Annotated in this window: 11 protein-coding genes; 9 read left to right on the forward strand and 2 right to left on the reverse strand. The window is 35.5% G+C overall.

What is annotated here, in order from left to right; translation table 11 throughout:
- The first annotated feature begins 187 nt into the window (after positions 1 to 187).
- The 7 genes from QWY87_RS16490 to QWY87_RS16520 all read left to right on the forward strand — a co-directional run bounded on the left by QWY87_RS16490 (position 188) and on the right by QWY87_RS16520 (position 8,180).
- Positions 188 to 1,228: a hypothetical protein gene (locus QWY87_RS16490; protein WP_290293282.1), complete on the forward strand. Its 1,041-nt coding sequence runs from the start codon at positions 188 to 190 to the stop codon at positions 1,226 to 1,228.
- Complete coding sequence (locus tag QWY87_RS16495; RefSeq protein WP_290293285.1) at positions 1,221 to 2,456, forward strand: metallophosphoesterase; 1,236 nt, start codon at positions 1,221 to 1,223, stop codon at positions 2,454 to 2,456. Before QWY87_RS16490 ends, QWY87_RS16495 begins: the two co-directional genes overlap by 8 nt.
- 110 nt (positions 2,457 to 2,566) lie before the next feature.
- Positions 2,567 to 4,528: a BatA domain-containing protein gene (locus QWY87_RS16500; RefSeq protein ID WP_290293288.1), complete on the forward strand. Its 1,962-nt coding sequence runs from the start codon at positions 2,567 to 2,569 to the stop codon at positions 4,526 to 4,528.
- Between the two features lie 36 nt (positions 4,529 to 4,564).
- Positions 4,565 to 5,821, forward strand: coding sequence for a dihydroorotase (locus tag QWY87_RS16505; RefSeq protein ID WP_290293289.1), 1,257 nt, complete (start codon positions 4,565 to 4,567; stop codon positions 5,819 to 5,821).
- Between the two features lie 39 nt (positions 5,822 to 5,860).
- The gene (locus tag QWY87_RS16510; protein WP_290293290.1) at positions 5,861 to 6,181 is read left to right on the forward strand and encodes a DUF4870 domain-containing protein; all 321 of its coding nucleotides are present in this window, start codon (positions 5,861 to 5,863) and stop codon (positions 6,179 to 6,181) included.
- Between the two features lie 52 nt (positions 6,182 to 6,233).
- Positions 6,234 to 6,896 (forward strand): alpha/beta hydrolase, encoded by a 663-nt coding sequence (locus QWY87_RS16515; protein ID WP_290293293.1) that lies wholly within the window; start codon positions 6,234 to 6,236, stop codon positions 6,894 to 6,896.
- A 69-nt stretch (positions 6,897 to 6,965) separates the two neighbouring features.
- Complete coding sequence (locus QWY87_RS16520; RefSeq protein ID WP_290293295.1) at positions 6,966 to 8,180, forward strand: C40 family peptidase; 1,215 nt, start codon at positions 6,966 to 6,968, stop codon at positions 8,178 to 8,180.
- A gap of 16 nt (positions 8,181 to 8,196) precedes the next feature.
- On the opposite strand, the gene QWY87_RS16525 is transcribed toward QWY87_RS16520, so the two are convergent.
- Both QWY87_RS16525 and recG read right to left on the reverse strand, forming a co-directional pair.
- A complete protein-coding gene (locus QWY87_RS16525; protein ID WP_290293298.1) occupies positions 8,197 to 9,216 on the reverse strand; it encodes a DUF481 domain-containing protein in 1,020 nt (339 codons plus the stop codon).
- A 67-nt stretch (positions 9,217 to 9,283) separates the two neighbouring features.
- Positions 9,284 to 11,389 carry an ATP-dependent DNA helicase RecG gene (gene recG / locus QWY87_RS16530; protein ID WP_290293740.1) on the reverse strand — a complete coding sequence of 702 codons (2,106 nt, stop codon included), beginning with the start codon at positions 11,387 to 11,389 and terminating at the stop codon, positions 9,284 to 9,286.
- A gap of 72 nt (positions 11,390 to 11,461) precedes the next feature.
- Here recG and QWY87_RS16535 point away from each other — a divergent pair, with 72 nt between their 5' ends.
- Positions 11,462 to 12,220: a TIGR02757 family protein gene (locus QWY87_RS16535; protein WP_290293300.1), complete on the forward strand. Its 759-nt coding sequence runs from the start codon at positions 11,462 to 11,464 to the stop codon at positions 12,218 to 12,220.
- Positions 12,221 to 12,320: 100 nt separating this feature from the next.
- Entirely contained in the window at positions 12,321 to 13,526 is a 1,206-nt protein-coding gene (locus QWY87_RS16540; RefSeq protein ID WP_290293301.1) for an RsmB/NOP family class I SAM-dependent RNA methyltransferase, read from the forward strand.
- Positions 13,527 to 13,674: the final 148 nt, after the last annotated feature.

The following is a 13,674-nucleotide window of genomic DNA, read 5'->3' on the forward strand; positions in this document are numbered from 1 at the left end:
TTTGATTTTTGGATATAAGAAAGGAAACAGGCTGAAAACCTTCTGAACTAGATTCTTAATTCATCAAACAGCGTCTTTTTGATAAAATAATCTTCATTTTTTTTGACTATATTTACGAGAAGGAGCCGTTTTAATGGTTGATTTTTAATGAAATCCAACATTATCTAAAGTTCAAAAAAACATGTAAATGAAACATTTATATATCCTCATACTATTATTTCTATCAACCTGCTCGATATACGGTCAGAAACCGAAAAAATTATTTCGATCAGATTCTGTACTTGAATTAACGATTACAATGCCTTTAAAAGATGTGATTCTTAAAAGCCAGGAACCAACTGAACATAATGCAAGGCTAAGTTATACGGCTGATGATGGAACAGCTTTTAACCATATGATAAAGGTTAAAATGAGAGGTAAAACCCGCGCCAACAAACAAATTTGCACTTTTCCTCCCCTACAACTTCGGTTTACAAAAAACGATGTTGAAAATTCAGTTTTTAAAGGTCAAAAAAAAATAAAATTGGTAGCGCATTGTCAAAATGATAAGGATTTTGAAAATTATGTTCAAATTGAATATTTAGTATATAAACTATATCAGCATATAAGCCCTTATAGCTTCAATGTCAGACTATGCAAAATCACCTATATTGATGAAAAAAAACCCAATCAGAAAAACATGCATTATGGATTTTTAATTGAATCAGTTAGTGATCTAGCCAAAAGAAATGACATGACCGTTTTTAAGGGGAAGATCAGAAATCAAGAAGCCATTGACAAAGATAATCTTGACAAACTTGTGTTTTTCCAATTTATGATCGGCAATCTGGATTGGTCTATTACAGAAAGACATAATATGAAACTCATTAAGGATGATAAAGGCGCCTTACCCATAGCCGTTCCTTACGATTTTGATTATTCAGGAATTGTAAACACACCCTATGCAGTTCCTCCTGAACAACTTTACTTAACGGATGTAAAAACACGGCTATTTAGAGGGTTTTGCAGAAGGGATAAATATCAGAAAACAATTGATTTTTACAAAAATATTGAGGATGACTTGCGCAATGAAGTCAACAAATTGAGCTCATTAAACGATAAAAGTGTCAATAGTGTAAACAAATATTTAAATAGTTTTTTTGAGATTATAGAATCAGAAAAATATGTTGACAAGAAAATAGTCAGGGCTTGTAAAGTAAATCATCAACACGCATTTGAACATGACTAAAAAAAGAATTAAACAAGGAATTTATATCGTGACCTCTTCAGTCTTGGTCGTTATGATCATGGGCTTTTTGGGTAAGTCAGATAAGCTTGCTATAGATCAGCAAAATGGATTGAAATATGAGGGAACTTATGGTTTATATGTTGAAAAGACAGATCTTTATAGCTTTCACTGGATTACCGAAATAGAAGATATTGGTGAATATCAGGTGCTCGATCAATCTAATAAAATTATTGTCAGCGGAGAAACTAATTCATCAAGAACACATGTTGTAAAGCTAAAAGACGACATAACTGAGCCATTTACGCTTAAGTTTGGTGGTCAAAAAACAAGCATGAATAAGGTGAGTATTAGAAAAATCTCTGAACAAGAGAAAACATCTATTAAAAGAGTTGACTCACTGTATGTTGTTGGAGATGTGCACGGAAGGTATGACCAGATGACCAATCTACTTTTGAAAGCAAATATTATAGATGCAGATTTAAACTGGACTGCCGGAAAATCACATATTGTTTTTTTGGGAGATGTTTTTGACAGAGGAGATGATGTAACAAAAGTTCTTTGGTTCATTTATGAATTAGAAGCAAAAGCTGCCTTAGTCGGTGGCAAAGTTCATTTGGTTTTAGGCAACCACGAAATCATGACCATGACCAAAGACCTAAGGTATGTTAGCAGAAAAGAGCGCAACATTGCTGTGGCACATGGCCTGACTTACGATGCCTTGTTCCACCCTACCAACTCTTATCTGGGCACTTGGCTCAGAAGTAAAGTCTCATTATTAAAAATTGGTAAAATCGTTTTTGCCCATGGTGGCATACTTGACCTAGGTCCTATTTCTTTGGAGGAATTCAATAATAAGGCCTATTACTATATGAAAGACCCTATGTATCTTGACGTGATGAAACAATCTCCAGACAGCACAAAATACGATGTAAATAGTTGGTCTGAGATGAGGTTCTTTTTCTATAATAGTGAAGGCCCATATTGGTATAGAGGCTATGTTAATTCAGATACCCTTGCTCCTCAATTAAATGCAATGCTAAGTAAACACGAATCAAAAATTCATGTCGTTGCACACACAACTTTAGAAACAATTACTGAAAAATATGATGGTAAATTACTCACTACAGATCTAAATGACGCCGCAACAGAGCTATTGTTTTTAATTAGACGCAAGAATAAATATAAAAGGTATAAAATTGACAGTGAAGGTATTAAAACTGAATTATAGGAGCTCGCAATTCAAAACAGTATCAGAATTATTGGAAGGATATCATTTAAGAATTTAACTTTCAAAGTTGAAAAATAAATTCCTACTTTTGAATAAAGTTATTCGGAATAATGCAATTCAAATATCCAGAGGTTTTATTTTTTCTGTTCCTTCTTCTTATTCCACTTCTTATTCATTTATTTCAACTGCAAAAATTCAAAAAAGAGGCATTCACCAATGTTCGATTTTTAAAAGAAATAGAGCTTGAGACCAGGAAAAGTTCCAAGCTTAAAAAATTACTCATTCTTTTATCAAGACTCTTGGCTTTTACCGCCTTAATAATGGCGTTTGCACAACCTTTTATCAATAAAAATGAAAACCTCGATAAAAGGGAGAGTATTTATTATTTGGATAATTCTTTAAGCATGCAAATCAAAGCTGCAACAGGCATTGATCAATTGCAGTTTAATAAAAACCATTTATTGGATAAAGCAGCCAGTATTGAAGGCATACAAACTCTTTTGTCAAACCAAAATCTTCATGGTGAACTTGATTCAAAAACTTTTAAAAACAGACTTGTAAACCTCGATTATTATCCAATTCACAAAAATATAAATCAAATCTTATTAGAGATAAACAGCAATCATAAGGGGAAAAGAAATACTTTATTTGACATATTTTTATTGTCTGATTTTCAAAATATTAATGGCTTAATTGACACCAATTTAATAGATGAAAAACAACAATACAACTTTGTAGTTCCTGCTAATATCGAACATAAAAACATATCGATTGACAGTATCTGGATAGCTGAAAGAAACGCTAAAGACATCACTTTAATATCACGATTAACAAGTCATGGATTAAACATTGATGATTTAAGCGTCTCTCTCAATTTAAATGAAGTATTATACGGAAAAAGCACTGTAAATCTCCTTGCAGGAACAAGCAAAGAAATTGTCTTCAAGATTCCGGCTACCGGCGCAACTTCAGGGAAAATTGCAATTTCAGATCATTCACTAAATTTTGACAATGAGCTCTTCTTCAGCATTCCGAAAAGTTACAGAACAAAAGTCCTGGTTATTGGTCGTAAAAGTGATTTTCTAAATCGAATATACCAAAAGGATGCTTTTGAATTAACTAAAGTATCTTATAAAGACTTAGATCAAAGTCAAATCACCAAACAAGATTTGATCATTTTGGATGAGCTTGAAACGCTATCAAACCCTTTGATTCAGACTTTGAATTCGTTTGTTCAAAACAAAGGTAAGCTTGTGATCATTCCGGCAACAACTAGCGAGATTGGTAGTTATAATAAACTGTTACAGTCGTTTGATGCAGGTAGCATATTGGAAAAATTCAATGCTGATAAAAAGATTAGCCGGATCAACTATGAACATCCGTTTTTTAATAATGTATTTGAAAAAGAAATATACAATTTTCAGTACCCTATACTTACTGAAGGTTTTACGATGCTATTAAAAAATGCAAGTCCCTTGCTCCAATTTGATGATCTAACAGATTTTGCTTCAGAGATTAAATATAAGGATGGCAAAGTCTATGTTATCGCATCCCCCCTATCGGGCCCTGGAAACAAGTTTTCTAATTCGCCCCTTGTAGTCCCTTTATTTTATAATTTCTCTTTAGAGGGCCAGAATAATGAGGCCATCTATAAGACTATCGGTCAAACTAATCATATGATGGTCCAATCAGCTAATACTGGAGACCAGCCCTTAAAAATTGTTAGAAATGAGCTGGAATTCATACCATTACAAAGCAAGAATAACGATAAAATAAGGGTTACAACTAATGACTACCCGCTTACAGCCGGAATCTATGAGTTCAAGTCCAATGAGCAAATAATTGAAAAAGTAGCTTATAATTATAATCGCAAAGAAAGTGATCTAACGTATCAGTCACTTCAACCTTTGGTTGATCAATATAGCAACATTTATCTTTACGAATCTATAGGCAAAGCGATTAAAGACGGAAATCAAAGGAACAATAATAAAAATTTGTGGCAATTATTTATTATTTTTGCTCTGGTTTTTTTAGTCTTGGAAATTCTACTTCAGAAATTTTTGAAGAATTAAATATTTTAGATGATTAGCATCAAAAACAAGGAATAAATGAACATACTTCTTAGATCTGCCAAGATCATCGATAGCAATTCAAAATACCATAATAAAAAAATGGATATTTTGGTCAAAAATGGCATCATTGCTGACATTGCAAAAAACATTGATTTACCAAACAATTGTAAAGAGATTCGCTTAAAAAACCTCCATGTTTCTAATGGCTGGTTTGATACAAGCGTATCATTGGGCGAACCAGGGTATGAAGAGCGTGAAAATATCATTCATGGACTTGAAGTAGCTGGCTGTTCTGGTTTTACGAAAGTTGCCTTGAATCCGAATACTTTTCCATTGATTGATAATAAATCAGCAGTTGAGTTTTTAATTCAAAAAAGCGCCTCAGCTCCTGTCGATCTTTATCCAATTGCCAATCTGACTCAAGGAGCGGCAGGTAAAGAAATGGCAGAATTATATGACATGAAAAACTCAGGAGCTATTGCCTTTGGGGATTACAATAAGTCCTTAGAAAACGCAAATTTATTAAAAATAGCCCTTTTGTACGCCCAGAATTTTGACGGGATTGTTTTGAGTTTTCCTCAGGACGCCGGGATAGGAAATCATGGGTTCGTAAATGAAAGTGAAAACACGACGCGCCTGGGCTTGAATTCGATTCCTAATTTATCTGAAGAACTACAAATATCCAGAGACCTCGCACTTTTAGATTATACCGGAGGTAAACTACACATTCCTACAATTAGTACCGCAAAGGCAGTTCAATTGATTAAGGATGCTAAGAAAAAAGGGCTTGACGTATCTTGCAGTGTGGCTGCCCATCATATTTTCTTAACGGATGACGAAATAAAGTCATTTGACACCAATTTTAAAGTTAGGCCTCCGCTAAGATCGCTTAAAGACACTAAAGCTTTGCTCAAAGGAATAAAGGAGGGTACAATTGATATGATCGTTAGTGATCACAACCCAATTGATATCGAAAATAAAAATGTAGAATTTGAAAATGGGGTTTATGGAACCATCGGTATGGAATCCCTTTTTGGAAGTGCAAGGATTAATCTAGGGCTCGACGAAACGATTGCCTGCCTTACGGAAAAACCTTGCAAACGTTTTGACTTACCTGTTTCGATTATAGAAAAGGAAGCCAAAGCAGAACTGACTCTTTTCGATCCGGATTTGGTCTATACTTTTGAAAAGAATGATATTTTGTCTAAATCTAAGAATTCAGCATTTTTAGGAAAAGAGCTCAAGGGAAAAGCTTATGGCATTTATGCTAACAAAAAACTATTAATGAACTAATTAGCTTTTGAAAAGCTTGAAAACAATACCAATTTAAATATGAATAACCTATCAGTCCAAGACGGAAAAACGATTGCAATTATTAGTTATATTACTATAATTGGTACGCTTGTCGCATTTATTATGAATCAGAATAAGCGTAATAGTTTTGCTTCATTTCATATTCGTCAGGCTTTAGGAATATTTTTAACAGGCGTCCTGGTTAATTTTATCCAACGGTATACTGATTTTGGATGGATTTTAGGAATTGGTGTTTTGGTACTGTGGGTTATGGGCTTAATAGGAGCTATTCAAGGTGAAGAGAAAAGAGTCCCTTTGCTTGGAGACCAATTCCAGGAATGGTTTAGAAACATTGCCTAATCAAGCTTCTCCTAATAAAAAGGGATCAAATTTTAATACTACAATCCATTTAATGAGTACATTTTCTTTAGAACATTTAGTCAGATCACCTAAAACAACTCAATCAAAACCACCATTACTTATCATGCTCCATGGCTATGGAAGCAATGAAGAGGATTTATTTTCTTTTGCTGAAGAACTCCCTGACGAATTACTGATTGTCAGTGCCAGAGCTCCATTATCTTTAGGCTTTGGAAGTCATGCTTGGTATACGATACATTTTGATGCCGCAACAAGTGATAAATTTTCTGATATTCCGGAAGCTAAAGAAGCATTAAAAAAAATAGACATCTTTATTGATGAGCTTATTGCAGCTTATGAAGTAGATCAAGATAATATTTTTATACTCGGCTTTAGTCAAGGCACTATTTTAGGAACAGCCTATGCACTAAACCATCCTAATAAGATTCAGCATGTTGTTGCATTAAGTGGTTATGTAAATCAAGAACTATTACAAAAGCCTTTAGAAAAGGATCGTTTTAAAAATCTTGATTTTTTTGTCTCTCATGGTTCTGTAGATCAGGTGATACCTGTGGAATGGGCAAGAAATACAGCTCCATTTCTCAAGAAATTAAATATAGATCATGAATATCATGAGTACCCTGTTGGTCATGGTGTAGCGCCACAAAACTTTCATGACCTTCATACCTGGGTTAAAAAACGCTGCGTCAAATAGAGTTCTGATTTTAATCAGAATGTTTTCTTGACCTTATTTTGTAGTTTAGCCTTGATTTAAATAATTCATATGCGATCTTTTTATTACACAAGTCTTACCGCTGTACTCATCGGTATTATGCTAACATCTTGCCAAAAACCAACGCAGAACGTATCAGACATAGTCTACACTATTAGTGATAGCATCAAAAAAGTATATGCTCCTGACAAGCGCGTTGCAATCTATGATCTTCAATTTGAATTGGAAAATGACAAGTTAATCGTGTCAGGAGAAACCGATCAGGAAAAAGCGCTAACCGATTTAGTTGAAAGTCTTTCCAGAAAAGGAATAAAAATTGAAAACCAAACGACAATATTACCGGATGCCAGTGTAGGTTCATTCTATTATGCTGTTGTCAATAATTCAGTGGCTAATATCAGGTCAAATCCAAAGCACTCAGGCGAACTCGCTACCCAGGCAATCCTTGGCATGCCTCTTAAAGTTCTTAAAATAGATGGTGATTTTTATCTTGTACAAACTCCGGATGCCTATATTTCATGGGTTGATCACGGAGGAGTAACCTTGCTTACAAGAGCACAATTTGAATCTTGGAATAAGTCTCCAAAAATAATTTTCACCAATACATTTGGTTTTGTTTATAAAGAACCACATGATGAACTTCATAAAATTAGTGACATTGTTATGGGAGCTCAACTCTCTTTGCTTGAAGAAACAAAAGATTATTATAAAGTTGGATATCCAGATAAGAGACAAGGATATCTTAAGAAAAGTGAAAGCCAGGTATATGAAAACTGGATAGCCAATACACAGGCTTCTGGCTCCCTCATTGAATTATATGCCAAAGAGCTTCTGGGCGTACCGTATTTATGGGGGGGAACTTCAACTAAAGGAATGGATTGCAGCGGTTTTACAAAAACCGTTTATCTAATGAATGGCTATGTTATTCCACGAGACGCTTCTCAGCAGATCATGGCAGGCGAAAATGTTGACCCTGAATTAGCATTCAATAATTTACAAAAAGGTGATTTAATGTTCTTTGGAAAAAAAGCAACAGACAGCACAAGGCAAAGAGTGACTCATGTGGGTATTTGGTTAGACAATGGTCAAGGAGAATTCATCCATGCCTCCGGGAGGGTTAAGATGGGCTCAATAAATTCTGAATCAAGCCTTTATGATGAGCACAACACCAATCGGTACTTAGGAAGTAGACGCTACCTAAACATTACAGACAAACTTATTTCTGATCTTAAAACCACAACAATAAGGTCTGTGATTAAATCTTAATAAATAGGTTCGAATTTTAATTCCATTCCCAACCAAAGGAAGTTGTAAAGACATAATCACTGTCTGCAGCTCCTTCAATTGGCATACTGTCATAATTATATGAAAGACCTAATCGAATGTAAAAATCGAGGGGTAAATCATATTTCATATCAAAATTGAAATCAACTCTGTACCTGCCACTCTGTGAAAAGCTAGGATATAATGCTGCTGCCGTTTGAACACTTAAATCTCCAATGGCATATTTGTTAAATCCAATACCCACAAATCCCTCTGTAGTATTTCTATCAGGTTCATCACTGGTGAAGTTTTCTGTTGTATAAGCCAAACCGGCGTTAGCTGAAAAGAACATACTGTTGTTTCTAATAAAATAATAACCGACACCAGCCTGATAAGTTGATCTTAAATCAAGTAATTGTTCATCATTAGACAGGTAGATTGCCTTTGCATTGACAAACCAATCATTTGGAAGATAATAATCTCCACCCAGCTCAGCATCCATTCTATTGATATCAGCACTCCCTTCCTGTCTTGTCAAAACTGTTTTATATAATGCCCGCGCCTTCCAGTCATAGGCGAGATAAGTGGCACTCAAATTCGTTGTTAACTGCTTGTAATCATTGGCTTTCGTTATGGTTATTCCTACATCCATATCTACCGTTAATCGCGCCAGAAAAGATCCTCCAATAGGTTCTATAAAAACAATATCATCAAGCGCAAATTCTAATCTAGTGCCTTCATCATCAATTTCAACAATTTTATCTTTTGCTTTTATACTTCTAATAGTGCTCGTATAACGCTCTCCGTCAGTAACCGAAATTATAAACCGCTGATAACTCCTGATTTCAGCAACTTCACCCCATTTTATTTTAAAATCTGAATCGTCATAAGAAGTGCTAAAAGTCAAAATGCTGCGGTCCATTTTTTCAATCGAACCGACAAGAACATCATTATTCGCAAGTTTTATGGTGTCTTTTTGTGCGAAAAGGACCGTGCTAGCAAACGTAAAAACAAAAATGAAGGGTAATAATTTTTTCATGTTGCGGGGTTTTGGGACAAATATAAAAAAAAGAGAATCCTTATGAAAAATATCTGAACCAAATTAACTAGCTAATATTGGCCCAAAGGGATTTGTTCTTTAAGATACTTTCAAAAGTTTTCCAAACATGAGCATATTCGGGATCAGTGTGTCCTTGAGTTGAATAGGCCACTTTTCGTGCTGCTTTTCGCGCTGTATAAAGTACTTCTGAATCATTGACAATGTCGGCAATCTTCAAATTTAACACCCCACTTTGCTGGGTTCCCATGAGATCGCCCGGGCCGCGTAATTTCAGGTCGACCTCAGCTATTTTAAAACCATCATTGGTCTGAACCATCGTTTTTAAACGTGTTTTAGCTTCCTTACTCAGCTTGTGTCCTGACATCAAAACGCAGTAGCTCTGATCTGCCCCCCTGCCCACTCTGCCGCGTAATTGATGTAATTGTGACAAACCAAAACGTTCTGCACTCTCAATGATCATCACACTTGCATTCGGAACATTTACGCCAACTTCAATCACGGTAGTGGCCACCATGATCTGGGTTTCTCCTTTGACAAAACGCTGCATCTCGTATTCCTTATCGGCCGATTTCATTTTTCCATGAACAATACTGATTCTAAAATCAGGTAAGGGAAATTCTCTTGAAATACTTTCATAGCCATCCATCAAATCTTTATAGTCCAATTGTTCAGATTCCTGAATTAATGGATACACAATATAGACCTGTCTGCCTTTGACAATTTCATCCTTTAAGAATTTAAATACAGCCAGGCGATTGTTGTCAAAACGATGTATAGTCTTGATCATTTTTCTTCCAGGTGGCAGTTCGTCAATAACTGAGATATCTAAATCACCATAAACACTCATTGCCAATGTTCTTGGTATAGGTGTTGCAGTCATTACCAGTATATGGGGAGGCAAAGTGTTTTTCATCCACATTTTCGCCCTCTGAGCAACGCCAAAACGATGTTGTTCATCTATGATGGCTAATCCCAGATTCTTGAAAACTACTTTATCTTCAAATAGCGCATGTGTTCCTATAATTATATGCAGACTACCATTTTCGAGCTCTTCATGAATAACGCGTCGTTGTGCAGTGGTAGAGGAGCCCGTAAGCAACCTTACCTTTATTCCTAAAGGTAAAAGTAATTCTTCAACAGCCTTAAAGTGCTGAGAAGCCAATATTTCAGTTGGTGCAATCAAGGCTGATTGGAATCCATTGTCAATAGCAATAAGCATGGTCAAAACCGCTACTATAGTTTTACCTGAACCTACATCGCCTTGAAGCAAACGGTTCATCTGAGCCCCTGTATTGAGATCTTTCCGAATCTCTTTTAACACCATTTTTTGGGCATTTGTCAAGTCAAAAGGCAAATGATCCTTGTAGAAAGTATGAAAATGATCTCCTACACGATCAAAAACAAAACCTTTATTCTTGGTTTTATTTGTAAGATTCTTAACGATTAACTGGAGTTGAATAAAAAATAATTCCTCAAACTTTAAGCGATGCCTTGCTCTGGTTAACTGCTCCTGACTCTGAGGAAAATGTATATTGAACATGGCCTCATTTTTCGAGATCAATTGTTGCTCTTCCAATATTTTTTTTGACAAGGTCTCTCCAAATTTATCTTTGGCCTCATAAAACAACTGTTGTACCATCTTTTGCATCACTCGGTTGCTCACCCCTTTATTACCGAGCAACTCGGTAGATCTGTAAACGGGCTGCATGGCAGTCTTAAATCCTTTTTTATAATCTGTGAGTAATTCCATTTCTGGATGAGGCATATTGAACAAACCATTAAACTGGGTCACTTTACCAAAAATAACATAGGGGACATTCACTTTTATGGCATCTGTAATCCATTTTGCGCCTCGAAACCACACCAACTCCATCTGACCCGATTCATCAACGAATTGGGCTACAATTCTGGTCCCCCTTTTTTGCTTTACCGATTTGACTCCGGTTATCTTACCAATGAGTTGTACTTCTGAACTATTTGCCTGTAACTCTTTAACCTTATAAAATCTTGTTCTATCGATATACCGATTAGGAAAAAAATTTGCAAGATCCCCATAAGTGAAGATCCCCAACTCTTTTCCGAGTAATTGACCTCTTGCAGGGCCTACTCCTTTTAAATACGATATGGCAGTTTGAAAACTAATACCTTTGATTTTATTTGAATACGAAAATATAAAACTTAATTCTTTTCTGTATTTTTTACATTTGATTTTTATTCAACATTTATGACCAATGCTACTTTAAAGGAACTTTTAGACGAAAAAGTCTTTCAATACAACAATCCTAGATTCATAGAAAGTGATCCAATTCAGATTCCACATCAATTTCAATTAAAACAGGATATTGAAATAGCCGCCTTTTTAACTGCAACCATCTCATGGGGTAATAGAAAAATGATCATTAAAAATGCGCAGAGGCTTATGGATATCATGGGGAATTCTCCTTATGACTACATCATGGAATCAAAAACAGATGTCGATGAAAATTTTGTTCACAGAACCTTTAATGCCATAGATCTAAATTATTTTGTCAAAGCCCTCCGTTCTATCTATATGAATCACGGAGGGCTTGAAAACGTTTTTAGCCAACACGCTGCACCCGGAGATTTACAAAACAGCATTCACCATTTTAAAAAGGTGTTTTTTGCAATTGAACACCCTTTGAGAACTATGAAACATGTATCAGATCCGAATAAGGGTTCAGCAGCCAAAAGGATCAACATGTTTTTAAGATGGATGGTTCGTTCAGATGGTGCAGGTGTGGATTTTGGGATTTGGAAAGACATTTCTCCTTCAATGTTATCTTGCCCCCTCGATGTTCATTCAGGAAATGTAGCGCGTAAACTCGGTCTACTTCAAAGAAAACAAAACGATGCCAAAGCACTCAAGGAATTAGACCTTAGCCTTCGGAAAATGGACCCAATTGACCCCGTTAAATATGATTTTGCATTATTTGGGATGGGTGTTTTTGAGAAGTTTTCCTGAACCTTTAAAAATCAGTACTGTTTTTTCACTTTATTCGAGAACAGCCTATATTGACCTGTTCATTATTTAACTACCTTTGCGGCCTAAAAATCATTTACTAATGCGTTTACATAGAAATTTAGTATTTGCCGTCATTCAGGCACTTGACCTTATATATAACGAAAAAGAATACGCCGATAAAGTGGTGCAAAAAACCCTGAAGCTTGATAAAAGATGGGGAGCCAGAGATAGAAAATTTATAGCCGAGACCACCTATGATATGGTAAGATGGAAACGTCTGTATAATGAGATTGCTGGATCTAAAGGGCATTATACACGAGATAATTTATTCAAAAACTTCGCTGTTTGGGCAACATTAAAAGGTATTACACTGCCTGATTGGAAATATTTTGAAGGGACGCCTACCAGAAGGATAAAAGGTAAATTTGACGAATTGCAGAGTGACCGGAAATTTAGAGAATCAATTCCAGATTGGATGGATGAAGTAGGCTACGCCGAACTTGGCAAAAAATGGGATGAAGAACTAGTTGAATTGAATAAACAGGCAAGAGTAATTCTCCGTGTCAATAGCTTAAAAACAACTAGAAAAGAACTTCAAAATTTATTGCGAGCGGAAGAAATCGAAACTGAAGAAGTAGCGAATATTCCTCATGCTTTAATGCTCGTTGAGCGAAAAAATGTATTTCTGACTGATGCTTTTAAAAAGGGGTTATTTGAAGTACAAGATGCTTCCTCTCAACTTGTCGCACCATTTTTAGATGTAAAACCAGGGCAAAAAGTGATTGACACATGTGCCGGAGCAGGCGGTAAAACATTGCATTTGGCATCTTTGATGGAAAACAAAGGTCAAATCATTGCCATGGACATTTATGCTCACAAGCTTGCTGAACTAAAGAAAAGAGCAAAAAGAGACGGCGCACATAATATTGAGACAAGGCCAATTGAAGGGACTAAGTCAATTAAGAAATTTAAAGGAAAAGCCGATCGTGTACTGATCGATGCACCCTGCAGCGGTATTGGTGTTTTAAAAAGAAACCCCGACTCCAAATGGAAACTCAATGCAGATTTTCTAGACCGTATCAGAAAAACACAGGCTGAAATTCTTGATCAATACGCTTCTATGGTGAAACCTGGAGGAAAAATGGTCTATGCAACCTGTTCGATTCTTCCATCTGAAAACGAAAATCAAGTGAAAGCATTTTTAAAAAATCATACAGATTTCAGGCTGGCGAAAGATAAAAAAGTATCTCCTGCCGCATCAGGTTTTGATGGTTTTTACATGGCCTTACTAGAAAAGAACGCTTAAGAGTACATTAGATTTTAATACGCCAATTTGGAATAAATCACATTCTGTTCAATTTAGAGCGGATAGTGCGCTAATTCCTTCAACATTTTATTGATATTATTAACATTGACTGTTATTTTACAAGGGCAATTGATTAAATTTGCACTTT

The organism is Lutimonas halocynthiae (assembly GCF_030409835.1).
Lineage (GTDB): Bacteria > Bacteroidota > Bacteroidia > Flavobacteriales > Flavobacteriaceae > Lutimonas > Lutimonas halocynthiae.

What these genes read in the sequence shown, in the direction of transcription:
- QWY87_RS16490 (WP_290293282.1), top strand. Translation starts at nt 188, where the DNA reads ATGAAACATTTATATATCCTCATACTATTATTTCTATCAACCTGCTCG.
- QWY87_RS16495 (WP_290293285.1), top strand. Translation starts at nt 1,221, where the DNA reads ATGACTAAAAAAAGAATTAAACAAGGAATTTATATCGTGACCTCTTCA.
- QWY87_RS16500 (WP_290293288.1), top strand. Translation starts at nt 2,567, where the DNA reads ATGCAATTCAAATATCCAGAGGTTTTATTTTTTCTGTTCCTTCTTCTT.
- QWY87_RS16505 (WP_290293289.1), top strand. Translation starts at nt 4,565, where the DNA reads ATGAACATACTTCTTAGATCTGCCAAGATCATCGATAGCAATTCAAAA.
- QWY87_RS16510 (WP_290293290.1), top strand. Translation starts at nt 5,861, where the DNA reads ATGAATAACCTATCAGTCCAAGACGGAAAAACGATTGCAATTATTAGT.
- QWY87_RS16515 (WP_290293293.1), top strand. Translation starts at nt 6,234, where the DNA reads ATGAGTACATTTTCTTTAGAACATTTAGTCAGATCACCTAAAACAACT.
- QWY87_RS16520 (WP_290293295.1), top strand. Translation starts at nt 6,966, where the DNA reads ATGCGATCTTTTTATTACACAAGTCTTACCGCTGTACTCATCGGTATT.
- QWY87_RS16525 (WP_290293298.1), bottom strand. Translation starts at nt 9,216, where the DNA reads ATGAAAAAATTATTACCCTTCATTTTTGTTTTTACGTTTGCTAGCACG.
- QWY87_RS16535 (WP_290293300.1), top strand. Translation starts at nt 11,462, where the DNA reads ATGACCAATGCTACTTTAAAGGAACTTTTAGACGAAAAAGTCTTTCAA.
- QWY87_RS16540 (WP_290293301.1), top strand. Translation starts at nt 12,321, where the DNA reads ATGCGTTTACATAGAAATTTAGTATTTGCCGTCATTCAGGCACTTGAC.